Raw genomic sequence first — 20,430 nt, 5'->3', positions numbered from 1 at the left:
TCTTAAACCAGCATGCCCATTGGATTTTCGATCATACGCTTGAAGGCGACGAGCAGCTCGGCGCCGAGCGCACCGTCGACGGCGCGGTGATCGGTCGACAGCGTCACCGACATGATTGTGGCGATCTTGATCTCGCCGTTCTTGACCACTGCGCGTTGCTCGCCGGCGCCGACCGCAAGGATCGTCGCATGCGGCGGGTTGATGACGGCAGAAAAATCCTTGATGCCGAACATGCCGAGATTGGACACCGCCGTGGTGCCGCCCTGATATTCTTCCGGCTTCAGCTTGCGGCTGCGGGCGCGGCCGGCAAGATCCTTCATCTCGTTGGAGATGACGGACATCGTCTTTTCGTCAGCACGCCGGATGATCGGGGTGATCAGGCCGCCGGGGATCGATACGGCAACGCCGACATCGGCGTGCTTGTGTTTGATCATGGCGTTTTCTGTCCACGACGCATTGGCATCCGGAACCGCCATCAGCGCCATGGCAAGAGCCTTGATGACCATGTCGTTGACCGACAGCTTGTAGGCCGGCGTTTCGCCCTTCTCGGTCTTCTTCACCGGCGCGGCCGCATTGATCTGCGCGCGCAGGGCCAGAAGTGCGTCGAGCTCGCAGTCGAGCGTCAGATAGAAATGCGGGATGGTGGTCTTGGCTTCGACCAGCCGCCTCGCAATGGTCTTGCGCATATTGTCGTGCGGGATCAGCTCGTAGGAGCCTTCGGCAAACAGTTTGAGCACCTGCTCGTCCGACATCGCCTTGGGTGCTGCGGCCGCAGGTGCCGGAGCGCCGGCGGGCGCCGCTTTTGCTGCTGGTGCCGCCTTGGCGCCGCCACTGGAAATTGCGGCATCGACATCGGCCTTTACTACGCGGCCGCGGGGGCCGGAGCCTGTCAGCGCCGCGACATCGACGCCGGCTTCCCTGGCAATGCGCCGGGCCAGCGGCGAGGCGAAGATGCGCTCACCGCTTGCGTGGCCGTTGGCGACCGGCACCGCTTCCGCCTTAGGCGCAGGTGCGGCAGGCTCCTGCTTCGACGCTTCGGGCTTTGATGTTTCAGCTTTGGGGGCTTCCGCTTTCGGAGCCTCAGCCTTGGCCGGCGCAGCGCCATCACCGCTTTTGGCGGCAGAAGCAGCATCCTCGCCCTCGGCAGCCAGCACCGCGATCAGCGCATTGACCTTGACGCCTTCTGTGCCGGCCGGAACCACCAGCTTGGCGACCGTGCCCTCGTCGACGGCTTCGACTTCCATCGTCGCCTTGTCGGTCTCGATCTCGGCAATCACGTCGCCGGGCGAAACTTTATCGCCTTCCTTGACCAGCCACTTGGAAAGATTGCCCTCTTCCATTGTGGGCGACAGCGCCGGCATGGTGATGTTGATCGGCATTTTGTCCTCCCGCCCTGCTCAGCGATACGTGACGGCTTTGACCGCCTCGACGACCTCGCCGACATTGGGCAGCGCCAGCTTTTCGAGGTTCGCCGCATAGGGCATCGGCACGTCCTTGCCGGCAATTGTAATGACCGGTGCATCGAGGAAATCGAAGGCGCGCTGCGAGACCTGATTGGCGATATGGTCGCCGACCGAGTTCTGCGGAAAGCCTTCCTCGACCACCACGAGGCGATTGGTCTTTTTGACCGAGGCGACGATGGTGTCGAAGTCGAGCGGGCGGATGGTGCGCAAGTCGATGATCTCGGCATCGATGCCCATGCCGCGCAACTCCGCCTCCGCCTTGAGCGCGTAGGTCATGCCGATGCCGAACGAGACGATGGTCACGTCCTTGCCGGATTTGTGAATGCGCGCCTTGCCGATCGGCAGCACGAAATCGTCCATCTTCGGCACGTCGAAGGAGTGGCCGTAGAGGATTTCGTTCTCGAGGAAGATGACCGGGTTCGGGTCGCGGATCGCCGCCTTGAGCAGACCCTTGGCGTCGGCGGCGGTATAAGGCATCACCACCTTCAATCCAGGAATATGGCTGTACCAGGCGGCATAGCACTGCGAATGCTGCGCGGCGACGCGGGCAGCAGCGCCGTTCGGGCCGCGAAAGACGATCGGGGCGCCCATCTGGCCGCCGGACATGTAGAGCGTCTTGGCGGCTGAATTGATGATCTGGTCGATCGCCTGCATGGCGAAGTTGAAGGTCATGAATTCGACGATCGGCTTCAGGCCGGCCATCGCCGCGCCAACACCAACGCCGGCAAAGCCGTGCTCGGTGATCGGCGTGTCGACCACGCGTCTCGGACCGAATTCCTGCAACAGGCCCTGTGTGATCTTGTAGGCGCCCTGGTACTCGGCGACTTCCTCGCCCATGACGAAGACGTCGCCGTCGCGGCGCATTTCCTCCGCCATTGCGTCGCGCAAGGCTTCACGCACTGTGGTCGAGACCATTTCGGTGCCGGCCGGGATGTCCGGATCGGCGGCAATTTCCAACCTGGGCGCAGCGGCAACAGGTGCTGCCGCTTCGCTCTTGGCCGCAGCAGCCGCGGGGGCCGGAGCGGCAGCGGGCGCTGCTGCTTGCGCCTCAACAGCCTCCTCGCCGATACCTTCGCCTGCCTCGTCGATGTCTTCGCCATCGACGGCCAGCACAGCGATCAGCGTGTTGACCTTGACACCTTCGGTGCCGGCAGGAACCACGATCTTGGCAAGCGTGCCGTCGTCCACGGCTTCGACTTCCATCGTTGCCTTGTCGGTCTCAATCTCGGCAATGGCGTCACCCGCCGCGACCTTGTCGCCCTCTTTCTTCAACCACTTGGAAACATTACCCTCTTCCATGGTCGGCGAGAGGGCGGGCATGAGAATTTCGATCGGCATGTCCTTGCCCTCTCGTTAAAGTACGATGTCGGTCCAGAGCTCGGACGGATCCGGCTCCGCGTCGTTCTGGGCAAATTCTGCGGCGTCGGCGACAACGTCGCGGACTTCCTTGTCGATGGCCTTGAGCTCGTCCTCGCTTGCCCATTTCTTGTCGAGCAGCCGCGCTTTGACCTGCTCGATCGGGTCACGTTCGGAGCGCATTTTCTGCACTTCTTCCTTGGAGCGGTATTTTGCCGGATCCGACATCGAATGGCCGCGGTAACGATAGGTCTGCATTTCGAGAATGAGCGGCCCGTTGCCGGCGCGGCACCATTCGGCGGCGAGGTCGCCGGCTGCCTTTACAGCGCGCACATCCATGCCGTCGACCTGGATGCCTGGAATCTTGAAGGACGCGCCGCGGTGCGAGAAATCCGTCTCGGCCGACGAGCGCGAGACCGAGGTGCCCATGGCGTAGCGGTTGTTCTCGATGATGTAGATCACCGGAAGCTTCCACAGCGAGGCCATGTTGAAGCTTTCGTAGACCTGGCCCTGGTTCGCCGCGCCATCGCCGAAATAGGTCAGCGTCACATTGTTGTTGCCGCGATAGCGGTTGGCGAAGGCAATGCCGGTGCCGAGCGACACTTGCGCGCCGACGATGCCGTGGCCGCCGTAAAAATGCTTCTCCTTGGAGAACATGTGCATGGAGCCGCCCTTGCCTCTCGACAGGCCGCTACGGCGCCCGGTCAGTTCGGCCATGACGCCGCGCGGTGACAACTCCATGGCCAGCATATGACCATGGTCGCGATAGGCGGTGATCATCTGGTCGCCGTCGATCAGCGCCATCTTCATGCCGGTAACGACCGCTTCCTGGCCGATGTAGAGGTGGCAGAAACCGCCGATGAAGCCCATTCCGTAAAGCTGGCCGGCCTTTTCCTCGAAGCGGCGGATGAGCAGCATGTGCCGGTAGGCGGCAAGCTCCTGGTCTTTGGTGAATTCAACAGGCTTCGGGGTGGAAAGGCCCGGCATCTTGCCGTCTGATTTGGATTTGGCAGGCGCTTTTCTGGTGGCGGTGGCCATGCATCACTCCCTGTTGGCGTCTCTTGGCGGACAGCGAGGGAGATCAGTTCTCCCACCGATTTGAGGCAGGCTAACATGCAGGGAAGGCTTTCGCCATGCCGAAAACGCATGGCTGTCATGCATCTAAGCAATTAAAATCATTGCAAATATCGCTGATTAACTGAGATCAGGTTATCTTGCGACCGGCAGCATGATGGTGATCTCGTCGGCGTGGGACAGATTAAGCGCCTTGCGCGCCTGCTCGTCCAGCATGTCCTTCTCCAGCGTGCCCTCATGCATCAGCTGAACGCGGCGCTCGAGATCGATCCGGCGCGCCCTGACGGCATCGAGCCTGCCCTGCAATTCGGCAGTCTCAGCTTCGAGCTGATACTTGGAATAGATGCCGAACTCGCCATGATAGGCATGGAAACCGAAATAAGTCAGGAACACCACGCAGAGCGAGGGGATGATCAGCCGGCCGGTGTTTCTTTGCTTGTGCTGGCGTGTCCACATGGTCCGAATCCTCTACGCCGCCTTTGTCGCCCGATTGTGCTTAATGGACGGTTACAGCCTGTTGGATTCAGAGCCTGGAAGCAAAAAAGGGCGGGAATGTCCCCGCCCTCGTCGCCACGGATTTTCTCTCGAAATCAGCTTTTCACGATCGACTTGCCGGCATATCGCGCCTGCTTGCCGAGCTCCTCCTCAATGCGGATAAGCTGGTTGTACTTGGCCATGCGATCCGAGCGCGACAGCGAGCCCGTCTTGATCTGCCCGCAATTGGTGGCAACGGCGAGGTCGGCGATGGTCGAATCCTCGGTCTCGCCCGAGCGGTGCGACATCACCGCGGTATAGCCGGCCTTGTGCGCGGTCTCGACGGCGTCGAGCGTTTCGGTAAGCGAGCCGATCTGGTTGACCTTGACCAGGATCGAATTGGCGACACCCATGCGGATGCCGTCGCGCAGCCGCGCCGTGTTGGTGACGAACAGATCGTCGCCAACCAGCTGCGTTTGCTTGCCGATGAGATCAGTCAGTATTTTCCAACCGTCCCAGTCATCCTCGGCCAGGCCGTCCTCAATGGTGATGATCGGGTAGTCGGCAGCGAGTTTGGCTAGATATTTGGCCTGCGCCTTCGGGTCGCGGGTTTTCCTCTCGCCTTCATAGACGTAGTTGCCATCCTTGAAGAATTCGGTCGCCGCGCAGTCGAGGCCTAGCGCAACCTCCTCGCCGGCCTTGAAGCCAGCCTGCTCGATCGATTCCATGATGAAGTCGAGCGCGGCCGGCGCGCTCTTCAGGTTGGGGGCAAAGCCGCCCTCGTCGCCGACATTGGTGTTATGGCCGGCGTCCTTCAGCTTCTTTCGCAGCGTATGAAAGATCTCCGAGCCCCAGCGCACGCCGTCGCGCAGCGTCGGCGCGCCGATCGGCAGGATCATGAATTCCTGGAAATCGATCGGGTTGTCGGCATGCGCGCCGCCATTGATGATGTTCATCATAGGCACCGGCAGCACATGGGCCTTGGTGCCGCCGACATAACGATAGAGCGGCAGGTCGGCCGCTTCGGCCGCGGCCTTGGCCACAGCCAGCGACACGCCGAGGATGGCATTGGCGCCGAGCCGGCTCTTGTTGGGCGTACCATCGAGCTCGATCATGGTCTGGTCGATATGGATCTGATTCTCTGCCTCCATGCCGCCGATCGCCTCGAACAGCTCGCCGTTCACCGCCTCGACCGCCGTGAGCACGCCCTTGCCGAGATAGCGGGGGCCGCCATCGCGCAGTTCGACCGCCTCATGCGCGCCGGTCGAGGCGCCGGACGGCACCGCGGCGCGACCCATCGAGCCGTCTTCGAGCACGACGTCGACCTCGACGGTCGGATTTCCGCGGCTGTCCAGGATTTCACGCCCGACAATGTCGATGATGGCCGTCATTGCGATGTCCCCGATTGATCGATTGAAGCGTCGCGCACCTCTTAGCCAAAGCGCCGCAAAACGCAATCGGGGCACTTGCAAATATTGCCCGTGCGCTACGGGATTCACGAAGCACGAAGCGCTGTCATCATTTGTCATACGCGGCATGCCGGTTTCTGGTTTATGGCTGTTGTCGCGCGGGGCGAAACAGGAGGAGTTTCGCCATGTCCCAGTTGAGCGGTATTGTGAGTTTGTTCCTGATCGCGGCTGCGTTCCTGACGTCGTGCGACAATCAGCAACCCCCGCAGGGATCGTCGCCTTTGCCGGCCCTGCAGATTGCGCAGTAGCATCCCGCCACATCGAAGGCCCCCGATTTCCCGGGGGCCTTTTTGATTCCAGGAGACTTAGTCAGTGCCAGTAAGGTCAGTGCCAGTAAGGCTCGACCTTGTAGTAGTTGTATGAGGCGTCACGCGCGGCCTCGCCGTCGGCGCCGGTCAGCTCGTTGATCGAATAGGAAGGAGCGGCCATCAGCTGGTCTTTGGTGAACGGCACGACATAGCCGCCCTTGTTCTCATCATAGTCAAGGCTCGCCCACGGAATGGCGTGGTATTTCTCGCCGATGCCGAGAAATCCGCCAAAACCGATCACGGCAAACATGATTCCGTTCGACAGTTTGTCGAGCATGACATCCTCGATGTCGCCGATATGAGTGCCTTCCGTATTGTAGACCGATGTGCCGATAACCCGCGAAGCGGCGATGGCTTCGGTGTGTCCCGTCTGGGTCGTCATGGTGTGCTCCTCGTCGTCGTTGACATTAGATTTTGACAATGAGGGCCGCGGGCTAAGGTTCCAGGCGGGTTCGAAATTCTTCAAAGTTTTCTTGGCGACGCTGGTGTGGCGCAACTGCTGGTTCAACCCACGCTTTTGGCAATGCGATCGAACGCCATCAGCCGTTCAAGCAATGCGGGAAGATCCTTTAGCGGCACCATGTTGGGACCGTCGGAAGGCGCGTTGTCGGGGTCCTGGTGCGTCTCGATGAAGACGCCGGCGACGCCAACCGCGACGGCCGCGCGCGCCAGCGTCTCGACAAAGCGCCGGTCGCCTCCGGACGAACCGCCCTGCCCACCCGGCTGCTGCACGGAATGGGTGGCATCGAAAATCACCGGCGCGCCGATCTCGGCCATGATCGGCAGCGCCCGCATGTCGGACACCAGGGTGTTGTAACCAAAGGATGCGCCGCGCTCGGTGACCAAGACATTGGCGTTGCCGGAGCCGATGATTTTGGCGACGACGTTCTTCATGTCCCACGGCGCGAGGAATTGCCCCTTCTTCACATTCACCACCTTGCCGGTTCTTGCCGCAGCGATCAGCAAATCGGTCTGGCGGCTGAGGAAGGCAGGAATCTGCAGGATATCGGCATGCGGAGCGACGATCGCGCATTGTTCCTCAGTGTGGACGTCAGTCAGGATCGGCAGCGAAAAATTGTTGCGCAAGTCGTCGAAGATCGGCATTGCCGCTTCAAGTCCCGCACCGCGCGTGCCGCCAAGCGATGTGCGATTGGCCTTGTCGTAGCTGGTCTTGTAGACGAGCCCGATTCCGAGCCGTTCCGTCAATTCCTTCAGTGCACCGGCCATGTCGAACGCGTGCTGCCGCGATTCCAGCTGGCATGGACCGGCGATCAGCGACAGGGGCGCGCTGTTGCCGAAAATGACCTTGCCGATCGCAACGGAAGAATTTGGCATCAGAGGATTGAGATTGTTCATGCGATCTCCCGGAAAATGAAGGCTGCGCCCTGCCCTGGCGCCGGCGGCACGATGATATCACCGCCGCGCATGTGGTGTTCGACGGAATTGGCTGCAAGCAGCTTGGCGACGGTGTCGCCGTGCCTAACCGAAAAGACGATCCCAGCAAAGCGGAGTTCAGATGGCGCGCCGGCAGGAATGCCGAAGCGTGCCGAATAGGCTGCAGGATCCAGAACGGTCACGACGGCATTCGGCAGCTCATAGACAGTGCCGCCGCCCTGCGCCTTGATCCCAGCCGCGATCGAAATCACATTGCGTTGTTCGAAGGGTTCGCCACTGGCTGCCACGATTTCGACAATGCCGGTTGCGCCATTAGCGTGGGCCTGCAACGCAGTGCGGTCGACGTTCGGCGCATTGATCCGCTCGCAGGCGAAGAGAAAAGCGTCCGTTGCCTTGCCTGTAGCCGCGAAGGCCAGTTTGAACGATGCGGTGTCGCTCTTTCCCGTCGCATCGGTGAAGGCGCGCGAAAAGCTTAGCGCGTCTCCCGCCGACAGACCGGCTTCCATGTAGCGCGCGTGGTCCGCGGCGGCGCTTTCGGTGCCCAGCGCCACGGCAGAAAATCCTTCATCGCCGTTTTCTTCGCGATACGTGCGATCACGCACGACAAAGACATTGCGGTTCGCGATCGCCGTTGCCGCGGCCTGCCGGTCAGCGACCGCGAGCGGTTCGAGATAGGTGCCGTCGGTGAGGAAGACACAGCAGTTTTCGGTTCCGAAAGGGTGGATACCTGTCGGCGCAACGGTAAAGCCGAGCAAGGTCAAGCGCGCCCGCGCAACATCGAGGCTCGCGGTCGGCAGCACCAGGTGATCGAGCGGATGAGGGCTTGCGGGGGTGTTCTCTGTCATGTCCCGCGCGATGTGCCTCATTCCTGAAAATGGTTCAAGGGCTTGGCCGACGCCTCAGCGGAAAGACCACATCAGCGCGTAGGGGACGGCGGCTCGTCAACTTGCCACGATATCGGCCGAATAACGCAATTCGCGCAGAGGTTTGACCCGGCTGGTGGTCTCTGCATAGAGCGGATGCGCCTTGTAGGCGGCGAGCGCTGCCTCGTCCTCGAACTCGGCATAGACGACCACATCGATTTCATCCGAGAGCGGGTCGACCTTGGTGTTGAGCATCACCTCGAAATGGCGCGAGTGGGGTATCTTGCCGAGCGCCAGCAGACCCGTACGCACTGCCTCGACGTCCACTTTACGCCGTGCGCTGAAGAAAACGATATGCCGGATCAACCCAGCCTCCTGGACCGTTGGACCGGCGTTCTTTTGTGTCAGCGGGAGCGTGCCGTCAATCGGCAGGATGTCGCGTCGGCGAACCGTGGCGAAAAAGAGAAACTACACCATGCTGGTTACATAGTGCACGACGCGGGTCACCTCCCTGATGGTCCTGTCGAGGTAGCGGCCTTGGTTGTAAATGCCGTCCCAGATCAGGAAAAAGGTGACGGTCGTGATGATGATGACATAACGCATGGCTAAAACTAGCGCATATGGATGCTTGCAACCATAGTGATTCCGGCCCTGCTGGGACCCTCCCCGAATTTTAACGGCCTTTGGTCTGTCCGCTGCGATGCTTGCTGGCCAGAATGGCGCTACCGCTGCAGGGCGCCTTGGAAAGATAACCCCGCTCGGCTTCGACGACCGCTTCCCGCCTCGATCGACCAACTGCCACACGATTATTCCGGTGGGATTTCGACGGACGCGCTGGATCTGGTCATGCCGCCGTCAAGCGGCGTTTCGCACCACCTGCTTGAAGAGGCCCCCTGTCTCAAACGGATTGGCCGTATCGGGACAGTATCTTAACGCTGAGACAGTTTCGAGCCGACGCTCAAATCCTTGCCTCAAAGCGTGATGCGGTACTTGGAAAACCCCGCTTCGCCCTCGCCCGCCGGCTCGATCGTCAGCGACTTCACTTGCGCAATAAACTCTCTCGCCTTGGCGCCGGTCTCGAACACGACGCTGGTTCCCGGTAGTGGCGCAAACGACCAGTTGGCATCCGCCGACAGGTTGATGGTGCCTTCGCTGACGATATAGCGCACGATCACGTCGCGGTTGGTGTCGGGCGCTTCGTAGATGATCTTCGAGGCATTGATCTCCGGGAAATTGCCGCCGCCGCCGGCTCGGTAGTTGTTGGTGGCGACGACGAATTTCCGCTTGGGACCAATTGGTTTGGCGTCGAACATCAAGTCAATGATGCGGGTCGAGCCAGCATTCACCAGCCCGCCCTTCGAATCATATTTCGGTGGCTGCGACAGGTCGATCCGGTAGGTGACGCCGTCGATCACGTCGAAATTATAAGACGGGAAGTCGGTGTTGATGAGCGCCTGGTCGGCTTTGCCCGGTTCGATCCGGTTGAAGATGCCGGCCGACATTTCCAGCCATTCCTTCACCTCTGCCCCGGTGATTTCGACGGCGCGCACCGTGTTTGGATAGAGGTAGAGGTCGGCGACGTTCTTGATGGCGATATCGCCCACCGGTACGTCGGTGTAATAGTCGGCGCCGTTGCGCCCGCCCGCCTTGAACGGTGCCGCCGCCGACAACAGCGGCATATCCTTCCACTCTGTGTTCTTCAGGATGTCCTTCAAGTACCAGGTCTGCGCCTGGCTGACGATCTGCACCGATGGATCGTCGGCGACCAGCGCAAAATAGGAATAGAGCGGCGCCGAGGTTTTGCCGACCGGCCGGCGCACATAGGCAAGCGTCGCCTCGTGGTCCTGTTTGAGCGCGTCGACGATGCGCTGGTCGTCCGCGACGGTCGGCTTGTTCGTCTTGTCGACCCGCTCAAAGATCGGCCTGGCCTCAGAGGTCGTCGAAACGATTTTCCACGTCGATCCGTCGCGCTCCAGCAACAGATCGATCAGCCCCATGTGCGAGCCCCAGAAGCCGGCCATGACGGCGGGCTTGCCTTGCAACGTGCCTTTCGCCGTATCGACGGCGTCCAGCGACTGAAAGTCCTTCTTGCCGGGGAAGACCAGATGCTGGTGGCCGGTGAACACCGCATCGATACCTTCGACACCGGCAACGAAGAAGGAGGCATTCTCCATCATGTCGCTTTGCTTCACATCGATGCCGGAATGGGAGAGCGCAATGACGATGTCGGCGCCTTCTTCCTTCATTTGCGGCACCCACGCCTTGGCCGCCTCGACGATGTCGCGCGTCTTGACGCTGCCCTCGAGATTTTTCAGGTCCCAGACCATGATCTGCGGCGGCACGAAGCCGATGATGCCGATCCTGATCGGTTGCTCGGCGCCCGACCCGTCTTTGATGTTCCTGTCGAGGATGACGTAAGGCTTGAGATAAAGCTTGTCGTCGCGCGGGTTCGCGGCGAGCTCCGTGCCGCGGATCAGGTTCGCGCAGACAAACGGGAAATTGGCACCGGCCAGCACCTTGTCCATGAACGACAGGCCATAGTTGAACTCGTGGTTGCCGAGCGTCGAGCATTCGTAGCCGAGCAGGTTCATGCCCTTCATGACCGGATGCAGATCGCCATCCTTCATCCCCCTCTCGTAGGCGATGTAGTCGCCCATCGGGTTGCCTTGCAGAAGGTCGCCATTATCGATCAGCATCGCGTTGGTTGCTTCCTTGCGCACGGCTTCAATCAACGATGCCGTTCGCGACAGCCCCATCGTGTCGTTAGCTTTGTCGGCGTAGTAGTCGTAAGGCAGCACATTCACGTGGATGTCGGTCGTCTCCATAATCCTCAGATGCGCCTGATTGGCTTGAGCCCGGGCGGAGAACGGGTGCAGCATGATCAGCGCTCCGCTGGCGGCAACGCCGGCGAGGAAATCGCGGCGTGAGACGAGGTGGCGCAATTGGGACATTCGTTTTCTCTTCCTTCCACGACGTGACAAGTCCTGCCCGAAGCAAAGCTTCGCGCCGAAATCCAGCCGAGTCCAGAAGCCGATCCCATCAAGAGGAGGTGACGCGCCGATGAATGTCCGGCAGCGAACAATCAGCCCTTATCGTCGTCGCCCTGGGTGATCAGCCGCGCGCTGCGCTGACCGGTGAAGTAGATCCATAGCCAACTCAGGGAAACCGCAAGCCGGTTACGAAAGCCGATCAGGAAGTAAATATGCGCCAAGCCCCATAGCCACCAGGCAAGCCGGCCGGTAAGCTTGATCCAGCCGAAATCGATGGCCGCCGCGCGCTTGCCTATCGTCGCCAAATCGCCGTCATGCCTGTAGCTGAAAGGACGCGGTGTCGCGTCACCGGCAAGCCTTGCCTTGATCGCCGTGGCGACGTGCCGTCCCTGCTGCTTGGCGGCGGGCGCGACGCCCGGCACCAGCCGGCCATCCGGCCGCAGGACGTGCGCTGCGTCACCGATGACGAAAATCTCCGGGTTTCCCGGCGCACTCAGGTCGGGCTCGACAAGCACTCTGCCCGCGCGGTCCGCTGCCGCGCCGAGCCATTCGGCGGCCGGCGAAGCGGCGACGCCCGCCGCCCACAGGATTGTCCTGGCCGGCAAATGTGTGTCGCCGAAGACGACACCCTCGGCATCGCAGCGCGTAACCGCGCGGCCGAGTTCGACGGTCACGCCGAGCCGTTCGAGCGCCTTCATTGCATAATCAGAGAGTTCCGGCGCGAAATTGGCAAGAACGCGGTCGCCGGCCTCAATCAGCACCACACGCGTCTGCCGCGTGTCGATGTTGCGGAACTCGCCGCGCAGCGTGTCGTGCGCCAGTTCGGCAATGGTGCCGGCCAATTCCACGCCGGTCGGCCCGCCGCCGACGATCGCCAGCGTCAGCAATGCCTGGCGCTGGGCGGGATCGGTTTCCCGCTCGGCCTGCTCGAAAGCCAAAAGAATACGCCGTCGAATGGTCGTGGCGTCCTCCAGCGTCTTCAGGCCCGGGGCGAATGGCTCCCATTCGTCATGGCCGAAATAGGCGTGCCGCGCGCCGGTGGCCAGCACCAGCGTGTCGTAAGCGACCGTGCCGCCGTCCTGCAGCAGCACCCGCTTGCCGGTGCGGTCGATGCCAGTCACAGCGGCAAGCAGCGTCGTCACGTCCTTGCGCCTGCGCAGGAGATGGCGGATCGGCCAAGCCACTTCGGAGGTGGCCAGGGCCGTCGTCGCCACCTGGTAGAGCAGCGGCTGAAAGAGGTGATGATTGCGCCTATCGATCATGGTGATGCGCACCGGCGCGCCGGCAAGTGCGCGGGTCAATTCGAGGCCGCCGAAACCGGCGCCTACGACGACGACGTGATGGTTGGCTATGTTCATCTCACTCATCCCTCTCGCCAAGGCTGATGTAAGTATCCTTGTGCAGTGCAGCAATGCCTGCGCTGCAACTGCCTGGGACTCGTCTCTTGATGTCGTGAATACGCATGCTGCAGACTCATTCCCGGATATAGCTTACGTCCCGGATACGACTTGGTCGGAACAGTATATTGCAGGTGAAGCATGGCTAGGAATGAAGATGAAGACCCAGCGCAGTACGCCTCGCCGCCTTGTTTTATGCACGAGCTTGATCCGGAGTTCCAAGCGCCGCTATCCGACTGGACCGACGTAAGGCGCTGGCGCAAGGCCGAGCGCGAGCGGTTGATCGTATCCCGCCTTGCCGTTTCGGCCGACACGCGCGCAGCTATGTCGCAGCGCATTGCCGAAGGGCTCGACGCGGTGATCGGCGACATCGCCGGCCGCATGGTCAGCCTCTACTGGCCGTTTCGCGGCGAGCCGGACCTGCGCCCGTGGATGGAAACCGTTAACGCGCGGGGCGGGCGCACGGCGTTGCCCGTCGTCGTCGAGAAAGACCGGCCGCTTGTCTTTCGCGCCTATACCCACGGAGACCGGCTGGAGAAGGGCGTCTGGAATATCCCGATACCGGCCGAGGGTGATCCGGTGTTGCCCGACATCGTCATTTCGCCGATCGTCGGCATCGATCCCGGGCAGTTTCGCCTGGGTTATGGCGGCGGCTTCTTCGATCGCACGCTTGCCGCGATGCCCTTCAAACCGCTGGTCATCGGCGTCGGCTACGAACTGCAGCGCATCGTCACCATCTACCCGCAGCCGCACGACATTCGGATGGACCGTGTGGTGACCGAGGCAGTCAACACCTAGGCGAGTTCGGGGCCTAGGCGAGTTCAGGCTTCATTCCCACGGCCGTGCGATCGACGATTTCGCGCAAGGCAAAAGACGAATTGATCTTCGTCACATGCGGCATTGCCGACAGCCACTCCTTGTGGATGCGTTCGTAGTCGACGAGATCCTTTGCCGCGATGCGCAGGATGTAGTCATATTCGCCCGACATCAAATGGCAGGACAGGACGTTCGGGCAGCGCTTTATCGCTGCCTCGAAATCCGACAACGTCTTCTCGAATTGCCCGGACAGCGATATATGCACGATCGCCGTCATCTGGTGCCCAAGTGCAGCGTTGGACAGCCGTGCGTGATAGCCGCGGATGGTTCCGGATTTCTCCAGATTGTCCAGCCGCCGCGAACAGGCCGACTGCGACAGGCCAACCTTCTCGGCGAGCGCTGCGTTGGGTATCCGCCCGTCTTTCTGCAGCGTCTCGAGAATGGCGATATCAATCCTGTCGAGCGGCATTTTTGCGGGTTCCTGCGATAATTCTAATGTTTTGCGCAACGATTATCGAACAGTGGCCTCTCTGGCAAGCGCATTCGCAAACACTTACCGAACGATTCGTGGTTCACTATCTCTAGACAGGGAACGAGCCCCAAAGGGCCGGATCAGGAGAAAAAGATGCGCGTCGGTTGCCCCCGGGAAATCAAGAACCATGAATACCGCGTCGGCCTGACACCGGGTTCGGTCCGTGAATATGTCGCGCATGGCCATGAAGTGCTGATCGAGACCGGCGCCGGCGCCGGCATCGGCGCCGATGACAACGCGTATCGCGCCGCCGGCGCCACGATTGCCAAAACGGCCGCCGACGTTTTTGCCAAGTCTGACATGATCGTGAAGGTCAAGGAGCCGCAGCCCAACGAATGGGTTCAGCTCCGCGACGGCCAGATCCTCTATACCTATCTGCATCTTGCCCCGGATCCGGAGCAGACCAAGGGCCTGCTGGCCTCCGGCGTGACCGCGATAGCCTACGAGACGGTCACCGACGAGCGCGGCGGTCTGCCGCTGCTAGCACCGATGTCGGAAGTCGCCGGCCGCCTGTCGATCCAGGCGGGCGCAACGGCGCTGCAAAAGGCCAATGGTGGCCGCGGCGTGCTACTTGGCGGCGTGCCCGGCGTGCTCCCCGGCAAGGTCACTGTGCTCGGCGGCGGCGTCGTCGGCCTGCATGCTGCACGGATGGCCGCCGGCCTTGGCGCCGACGTCACCATCATTGACCGCTCGATCCCGCGCCTGCGTCAGCTCGACGACATCTTTGGCGGCCGCGTCCACACCCGCTACTCGACCGTCGAGGCGCTGGAGGAAGAATGTTTTTCGGCTGACATCGTCGTCGGCGCCGTGCTGATCCCGGGGGCAGCAGCGCCCAAGCTGGTGACGCGCGAAATGCTGTCGGGCATGAAGAAAGGCGCCGTGCTGGTCGACGTCGCCATCGACCAGGGCGGCTGCTTCGAGACCTCGCACGCCACCACCCATGCCGAGCCGACCTATGAGGTCGATGGCGTCATCCACTATTGCGTCGCCAACATGCCGGGTGCGGTGCCGGTCACCTCGGCCCACGCGCTCAATAATGCGACGCTGCATTATGGCCTGCAGCTCGCCGACAAGGGCCTCAAGGCGCTGGTAGACGACCACCATCTGCGCAACGGGCTGAACGTCCACAAGGGCAAGATCACGAATCGCGCAGTGGCCGAAGCGCTCGGTTACGACCTGGTCGAGCCGAAGGCCGTTCTCGCCGCCTGAGCTGTCCGAATCTGCCTCTCCAGTGCCCGTCGGATTCGTCCGACGGGTTTTTTCTTATGTCGAAAAACTGAAAAGTGTCGGGCGCGCGGAATAACCGGACAACAAAAAAGCGGAGCCAAAGCCCCGCTTCCTCGGTTGTCGAAAATTCCCGCCGGTTCATCCGCGGTCGGCAAATCGATCGACAGTGTGTTTCTACCGCTTGTATGCGACGGGAGTACGACAGCCCCAAGCCGGTGCAGCCTGTCCGGTTACGCGCGGTCGATCCGGCACTGATAGCAATTGTTGCGCGCCGAGCGGATGTGGACGTAAGCGATGTCGTCGCGTTCGAACAACGTCTCTGCCCGTGCGGCAATTGCGTCGGTCGGAATGACGCCGCCGCTGCCGTAAACGATGCGGTCGTCCTTGCCATAACCACGCACAATGTAATCGCTGCTTTCGAGCATTTCGGGAAGCATTTTCCCCTCGGCGGCGCGTTCGCATTCTTTCGCATGCAGAAAGATCGGCCCCGTTTCGGCATAAGGCTGCAGCTCCGGAAAAGGCCGATAGGCCAAAACAAGATAGGCTTCTCCCACAGCAATATTTTTCAAGCAATGACGGCAAGGCACGCCGTCGCCATCCGAAATTTGCCGCTCTGGCTTCAAGCCATAAGCATCCGGCCCGCCGCGCTGAAGTGCCCGGACAGCATTGGTTGGCAAGGCTTTGAATTTTAGCGTCATGGCAAAATCTCCGGTGTCGTCGACCGGAAATTATGCTCGCAAGACAGAGCTTCCCACCCGATTCCTGCCGAAATGGATCAATCCATCAGCGCGTCGAGACCACGAACCAGACCTTTGATCTGCTGTACCCGTCTGATGGCGAGCAGCGTGCCCGCCACGTAAGGCGCCGCGGACGAGCCGGCGTCGTGGCGTATGGTCAGCCGCTCGTCTGGCAGACCGAACAGCGCCTCGCAGGACAGGATGTAGGACGGCAGGCGAAGCGCGTGCACTTGCACCCCCTCGCCTGCGCCGACCGCACCACCGCGTGTGGCCGGCACGCCGGAGACCTCGGAGACCGGCTTTGCCGTTGAGGCCTTGCGGATGTCGGCCAGCGCTTCAGCAAGCTCTCGTGCGGTTCCGGAGGGCGCGTCGGGCTTCTTTGCACTAGCATAATCGATGACCTCGACATCCGGCACGTATTTTGCCGCCATAAGTGCAAACCGCTTCATCAGCGTGGCGGTGATGGAAAAGTTGCCAGCGGCAACAACGCCGACGCCATTGGCCCGCGCCGCGGCGTCGATCTCGGCATAGTCGGCAGCTCCCAGTCCCGACGTGCCGATCACCGTGTGCCGTCCGTTGTCGATGGCGAGCAGCACATGGTCTTTCACGACATGCGGCTTGGTGAAGTCGACCAGCACGTCCGACGGCGCCTCCAGCGCCTCGGCCAGCGAGGCCGAAACGGCAATACCATTAGCCGGCATACCAACCAGCAGACCGGAATCCTGCCCCGCGCCGCTGCGTGATACAGCCCCGGCCAGCGCCATGTCGCCTTGCGCCCCGATCGCCGGAACCAGCGCCTTGCCGACCCAGCCGGTCGCGCCGGCCATTACCACGCGTATTGCCATCGTGCGATCCTCCATCACCCATCGATTTTTAGACGATAGCGATATGGAAAGAGCCAAGCTCATTCAAGTCGGGCTCGCCTTTGAGTGTTGATCCAGAGACTCTGGGACATTGCAAAGACAAGCTGAAGCTCGGATGAACGGGCCTGAAAATCAGGGCCGCATGACGCTGGCCGCGCGCTCGGCAAAAGACATCGGATGTACGACCTCCTTTTTTTGCGCCACTGGCGTAAAGCCGAGTTTTTGATACAGCGGCAGTGCTGCTGGGTGATCGAGGGTGCAGGTCTGCACCGTCACCCGCTTTGGCCCGTGCGACCAGGCTGCGGCGATTGCCGCACCGAGGAACCAGCGGCCGATGCCTTGCCCGGTCGCGTGCTCCATCATTCCGAAATAAGCGAGTTCCACTTCCTCCGGCAAATGCGGCTTGAGGTCGAAGAAGCCGGCCGGCGCACCATCCAGATAAAGCACCCTGATGTCGCGGTCCTCGCGGTGGATGCCCGCCGCAAGCTCCTCGTCGCTCAGCCTCAAAACATTGACCCAGTGCCATTTGCGGCCGACCCGATCCATCAAATAGCGGTAGAAATGCAGGGGAATGTCTTTGGTCTTGAGCAGCGCGATCTGGCGGTTGTACGGCAGCGGCGGCGAATAGGCAGGCGGCACATGCATTTCGAGAAACGTCACGGTGACATCGATGTCTTCCAGCGATCCGTCTTCCATCACCGTCAGTCCTTGCCCGTCACGACAGGCGTGTCGGAAAGCCCGCCCCATTCGGTCCATGAACCGTCATAAAGTCTGTTGTCGGCATGGCCAAGCGTCTCCAAAGCTAGCGTGACGGCTGCCGCGGTGACGCCCGACCCGCAGGAGGTGACGACCGGCTTCGACAGGTCGATGCCGGCTCCTTCGATCACTTTGCGCAGCCTGTCCTTCGGCAACAATTCGCCGTTTTCCGAAAGCGCCGAAAACGGCACGTTGTGCGCGCCCGGCATATGGCCGGAGCGGATGCCGGGGCGCGGCTCCGGCTCGGTGCCGGCAAAACGGCCAGGCGAGCGCGCGTCGGCGATCTGGCTCTCCCCCGTCTCGACGATCCGGCGCATGTCGGCAAGGCTGGCGACGCGGGCGGCATCGAAGTTGGCATAAAACACGCAAGGCGCGATCTTCGTCGGCTCCGCAGTCACCGGCCGTCCGGCGGCTTTCCAACGATCGAAGCCGCCGTCGAGTATATAGACCTGGAACACGCCCATGACGCGAAACAACCACCAGGCGCGCGGTGCAGAAAAGAACCCTGGCCCGTCATAGACAACAATCGTGTCATCGGCCGAAATACCCATCGCGCCGACATATTGCGCGAAATGCTGCGGCGACGGCAGCGTGTGCGGCAGAGCCGCGTCGGGGTCCGAAACCGCATCCTGGTCGAGGAAGCGGGCGCCTGGAATATGCGCTACGTCGTACTCGGCGCGCGCGTCACGCTTTTGCGCCGGCAGATACCAGGACGCGTCGACAATCGTCAGGCCGGGTTCGCCGAGCCGCTTCTGTAACCAATCGGCATCGATGGTGAAAGGACTGTCGTCGGCCATCTTTTCTCTCCTGTCCCGTCCGTCGCAGTCCTATATCAGGCTGGCGGCATAGGACCAAAGCGAATGCGGAAGCGCCGGTTCTCGCGGCCCTTCTTCTCGATCTTGCCGATATGGATCTCGCCGATTTCGCTGGTGCTCTTTACATGGGTGCCGCCGCAAGGCTGGCTGTCGATCGAAGCGTTCTCGCCGATGCAGACCAATCGGATCCTTCCCGTGCCGGCCGGGGGCCGCACATTCTTGGATTTCACCAAGCCCGGATTGGATGCCAGTTCCTCGTCGGAAATGAGCCGGGTGAAGATCGGGTGGTCGGCTCGCACCAGCTCCATCAGTCTGGCCGTCACGTCTTCCTTGGTAAAGCCGGCGTCCGGGATGTCGAAATCGATACGGCTGTCGTCCTCGGAAACCGCGGCGCCGGTGATCGGGAACGGACAGACGACGGTAAGCAGGTGGCAGGCAGAATGCATGCGCATCAGCAACTGCCGCCGCGGCCAGTCGATGGCGAGCCTCATGCGCTCGCCCACCTTTGGAACTGCCTGCTCCGGCGCCGGCACATGGATGATCTCGTCCTTGGTTTCGCCGGTGATCGTAGCGGCAATCGCTATGCCGGTGCCGTCGGCGCGTTCGAGGCTGCCGGTGTCGCCCGGCTGCCCGCCCGATGTGGCGTAAAACACCGTCCGGTCCAGAATGATGCCGCCGCGATTATTGACTGCGACGACGGTGGCGTCGGCCGTCCCCAGATAGGCGTCGTCACGAAACAGCGCTTCGGTCTTGTGCGCCATCACGCAACCCTTTCGAACGGTACCGAAATCGTGCTCTGTTGCTCCATCCACCCCGGCACCGGCAGCTTCTTTTCGCGCAGGAATTCAGGATTGAACAGCTTCGACTGGTAGCGCGTGCCGTAGTCGCAAAGCATGGTCACGATGGTGTGGCCGGGGCCTAGCTCGCGCGCCAGGCGAATGGCGCCGGCAATGTTGATGCCCGTCGAACCGCCAACGCAAAGCCCCTCCTCCTGGATCAGGTCGAATACGATCGGCAGCGCGTCCTCGTCGGGGATCTGGAAGGCAAAATCGGGTGTAAAGCCTTGGAGGTTGGCGGTGATCCGCCCCTGCCCGATGCCTTCGGTGATCGAACTGCCCTCGGATTTCAGCTCGCCGCTGGTGTAGAAGGAATAGAGCGCTGCCCCCAGCGGATCGGCCAGCGCGATCTTGACCTGGTTGTTTTTGGCCTTCAGCCCGAAACCGACGCCTGCCAGAGTGCCGCCGGAACCGACCGCCGACACGAAACCATCCACCTTGCCGTCGGTCTGGTTCCAGATTTCTTCGGCCGTGGTGCGGATATGGCCGTCACGGTTGGCGACATTGTCGAACTGGTTGGCCCAGATCGCGCCGTTCGGCTCGCTCTTCGCCATCTGCTCGGCCAGTCGGCCCGACAGCTTCACGTAATTGTTCGGGTTCTTGTAAGGCACGGCGGGCACTTCGATCAGCTCGGCGCCGAGCAGTTTGATTGTATCCTTCTTCTCCTGGCTCTGGGTGTCGGGAATGACGATCACCGTGCGGTAGCCGAGCGCCTTGGCAACCAGTGTCAATCCGATGCCGGTATTTCCGGCCGTCCCCTCGACGATGACGCCGCCGGGCCGCAGCAGCCTGCGCTGCTCCGCATCGCGGATGATAAACAGGCCGGCGCGGTCCTTTACCGACTGCCCGGGATTCATGAATTCGGCCTTGCCCAGGATCTCGCAGCCGGTTGCTTCCGAGGCCTTGTTGAGGCGGATCAGGGGCGTGTTGCCGATCACGTCGATCACAGAACGGGGCATGAAGATTCCTTTGTGGGTGCGGCGAAACCCTAGAAACCCGAAGCTTCGGTTTCAAGGCAAGAATTTGCCTGGTCCAGTCGCATTTCGCACACTGCAATTC

Annotated in this window: 22 protein-coding genes; 3 read left to right on the top strand and 19 right to left on the bottom strand. The window is 61.6% G+C overall.

From position 1 onward, the window contains the following. Window positions 1-2: 2 nt before the first annotated feature. The 5 genes from NKI54_RS16335 to eno all read right to left on the bottom strand — a co-directional run bounded on the left by NKI54_RS16335 (window position 3) and on the right by eno (window position 5,758). The gene (locus tag NKI54_RS16335) at window positions 3-1,379 is read right to left on the bottom strand and encodes a pyruvate dehydrogenase complex dihydrolipoamide acetyltransferase (protein WP_352691959.1); all 1,377 of its coding nucleotides are present in this window, start codon (window positions 1,377-1,379) and stop codon (window positions 3-5) included. A gap of 18 nt (window positions 1,380-1,397) precedes the next feature. Next, window positions 1,398-2,801 carry a pyruvate dehydrogenase complex E1 component subunit beta gene (locus NKI54_RS16330; RefSeq protein WP_023675086.1) on the bottom strand — a complete coding sequence of 468 codons (1,404 nt, stop codon included), beginning with the start codon at window positions 2,799-2,801 and terminating at the stop codon, window positions 1,398-1,400. A 15-nt stretch (window positions 2,802-2,816) separates the two neighbouring features. Continuing rightward, window positions 2,817-3,806 (bottom strand): pyruvate dehydrogenase (acetyl-transferring) E1 component subunit alpha, encoded by a 990-nt coding sequence (gene pdhA / locus NKI54_RS16325; RefSeq protein ID WP_245274631.1) that lies wholly within the window; start codon window positions 3,804-3,806, stop codon window positions 2,817-2,819. Window positions 3,807-4,028: 222 nt separating this feature from the next. Then, on the bottom strand, window positions 4,029-4,349 hold the full coding sequence (locus NKI54_RS16320; RefSeq protein ID WP_023675088.1) for an FtsB family cell division protein: 321 nt from the start codon (window positions 4,347-4,349) through the stop codon (window positions 4,029-4,031). A 134-nt stretch (window positions 4,350-4,483) separates the two neighbouring features. Beyond that, window positions 4,484-5,758, bottom strand: coding sequence for a phosphopyruvate hydratase (gene eno / locus NKI54_RS16315; RefSeq protein ID WP_352636698.1), 1,275 nt, complete (start codon window positions 5,756-5,758; stop codon window positions 4,484-4,486). A gap of 203 nt (window positions 5,759-5,961) precedes the next feature. Between eno and NKI54_RS16310 the strand changes: the two genes are divergently transcribed. Then, window positions 5,962-6,084 (top strand): hypothetical protein, encoded by a 123-nt coding sequence (locus NKI54_RS16310; protein ID WP_084642452.1) that lies wholly within the window; start codon window positions 5,962-5,964, stop codon window positions 6,082-6,084. Between the two features lie 76 nt (window positions 6,085-6,160). Here the strand turns inward: NKI54_RS16310 and NKI54_RS16305 are convergent, their stop codons facing one another. The 7 genes from NKI54_RS16305 to NKI54_RS16275 form a co-directional block, all read right to left on the bottom strand. Continuing rightward, window positions 6,161-6,526 carry a PRC-barrel domain-containing protein gene (locus NKI54_RS16305; protein ID WP_023675091.1) on the bottom strand — a complete coding sequence of 122 codons (366 nt, stop codon included), beginning with the start codon at window positions 6,524-6,526 and terminating at the stop codon, window positions 6,161-6,163. Window positions 6,527-6,648: 122 nt separating this feature from the next. Beyond that, window positions 6,649-7,500: a 3-deoxy-8-phosphooctulonate synthase gene (kdsA, locus tag NKI54_RS16300; protein ID WP_031211318.1), complete on the bottom strand. Its 852-nt coding sequence runs from the start codon at window positions 7,498-7,500 to the stop codon at window positions 6,649-6,651. Continuing rightward, window positions 7,497-8,384, bottom strand: a complete 888-nt coding sequence (locus NKI54_RS16295) for a VOC family protein (RefSeq protein ID WP_352636697.1) — start codon at window positions 8,382-8,384, stop codon at window positions 7,497-7,499. Before NKI54_RS16295 ends, kdsA begins: the two co-directional genes overlap by 4 nt. A 96-nt stretch (window positions 8,385-8,480) precedes the next feature. Next, window positions 8,481-8,768: a Dabb family protein gene (locus tag NKI54_RS16290; protein ID WP_352577846.1), complete on the bottom strand. Its 288-nt coding sequence runs from the start codon at window positions 8,766-8,768 to the stop codon at window positions 8,481-8,483. A 102-nt stretch (window positions 8,769-8,870) separates the two neighbouring features. Continuing rightward, a complete protein-coding gene (locus NKI54_RS16285; RefSeq protein ID WP_023675095.1) occupies window positions 8,871-9,005 on the bottom strand; it encodes a hypothetical protein in 135 nt (44 codons plus the stop codon). Window positions 9,006-9,373: 368 nt separating this feature from the next. After that, the gene (locus tag NKI54_RS16280) at window positions 9,374-11,353 is read right to left on the bottom strand and encodes a bifunctional 2',3'-cyclic-nucleotide 2'-phosphodiesterase/3'-nucleotidase (RefSeq protein WP_352636696.1); all 1,980 of its coding nucleotides are present in this window, start codon (window positions 11,351-11,353) and stop codon (window positions 9,374-9,376) included. Between the two features lie 131 nt (window positions 11,354-11,484). After that, window positions 11,485-12,750 carry an NAD(P)/FAD-dependent oxidoreductase gene (locus NKI54_RS16275; protein ID WP_352636695.1) on the bottom strand — a complete coding sequence of 422 codons (1,266 nt, stop codon included), beginning with the start codon at window positions 12,748-12,750 and terminating at the stop codon, window positions 11,485-11,487. 180 nt (window positions 12,751-12,930) lie between these two features. Between NKI54_RS16275 and NKI54_RS16270 the strand changes: the two genes are divergently transcribed. Next, complete coding sequence (locus tag NKI54_RS16270; RefSeq protein WP_352636694.1) at window positions 12,931-13,587, top strand: 5-formyltetrahydrofolate cyclo-ligase; 657 nt, start codon at window positions 12,931-12,933, stop codon at window positions 13,585-13,587. 13 nt (window positions 13,588-13,600) lie between these two features. Here NKI54_RS16270 and NKI54_RS16265 read toward each other — a convergent pair whose 3' ends face one another. Next, the gene (locus tag NKI54_RS16265) at window positions 13,601-14,074 is read right to left on the bottom strand and encodes an Lrp/AsnC family transcriptional regulator (protein WP_023675099.1); all 474 of its coding nucleotides are present in this window, start codon (window positions 14,072-14,074) and stop codon (window positions 13,601-13,603) included. Between the two features lie 156 nt (window positions 14,075-14,230). On the opposite strand from NKI54_RS16265, the gene ald reads away from it, so the two are divergent. Then, window positions 14,231-15,346 carry an alanine dehydrogenase gene (ald, locus tag NKI54_RS16260; protein ID WP_023675100.1) on the top strand — a complete coding sequence of 372 codons (1,116 nt, stop codon included), beginning with the start codon at window positions 14,231-14,233 and terminating at the stop codon, window positions 15,344-15,346. Between the two features lie 248 nt (window positions 15,347-15,594). On the opposite strand, the gene NKI54_RS16255 is transcribed toward ald, so the two are convergent. The 6 genes from NKI54_RS16255 to NKI54_RS16230 form a co-directional block, all read right to left on the bottom strand. Then, on the bottom strand, window positions 15,595-16,062 hold the full coding sequence (locus NKI54_RS16255) for a DUF1203 domain-containing protein (protein WP_352457506.1): 468 nt from the start codon (window positions 16,060-16,062) through the stop codon (window positions 15,595-15,597). Between the two features lie 77 nt (window positions 16,063-16,139). After that, window positions 16,140-16,946, bottom strand: a complete 807-nt coding sequence (dapB, locus tag NKI54_RS16250; protein ID WP_352448952.1) for a 4-hydroxy-tetrahydrodipicolinate reductase — start codon at window positions 16,944-16,946, stop codon at window positions 16,140-16,142. A 150-nt stretch (window positions 16,947-17,096) separates the two neighbouring features. After that, the gene (locus tag NKI54_RS16245; protein WP_352448953.1) at window positions 17,097-17,660 is read right to left on the bottom strand and encodes a GNAT family N-acetyltransferase; all 564 of its coding nucleotides are present in this window, start codon (window positions 17,658-17,660) and stop codon (window positions 17,097-17,099) included. A gap of 5 nt (window positions 17,661-17,665) precedes the next feature. Further along, on the bottom strand, window positions 17,666-18,517 hold the full coding sequence (gene sseA, locus NKI54_RS16240; RefSeq protein WP_023675104.1) for a 3-mercaptopyruvate sulfurtransferase: 852 nt from the start codon (window positions 18,515-18,517) through the stop codon (window positions 17,666-17,668). 35 nt (window positions 18,518-18,552) lie between these two features. Continuing rightward, entirely contained in the window at window positions 18,553-19,296 is a 744-nt protein-coding gene (locus NKI54_RS16235; protein WP_352568588.1) for an alanyl-tRNA editing protein, read from the bottom strand. Next, the gene (locus NKI54_RS16230) at window positions 19,296-20,330 is read right to left on the bottom strand and encodes a cysteine synthase A (protein WP_352457507.1); all 1,035 of its coding nucleotides are present in this window, start codon (window positions 20,328-20,330) and stop codon (window positions 19,296-19,298) included. The genes NKI54_RS16235 and NKI54_RS16230 overlap by 1 nt, the downstream gene beginning before the upstream one ends. Window positions 20,331-20,430: the final 100 nt, after the last annotated feature.

This window comes from Mesorhizobium sp. M0663, from assembly GCF_040320585.1.
Lineage (GTDB): Bacteria > Pseudomonadota > Alphaproteobacteria > Rhizobiales > Rhizobiaceae > Mesorhizobium.
The sequence above is the reverse complement of the archived record's forward strand: the minus strand, read 5'-3'. Positions and strand labels throughout refer to the sequence as shown.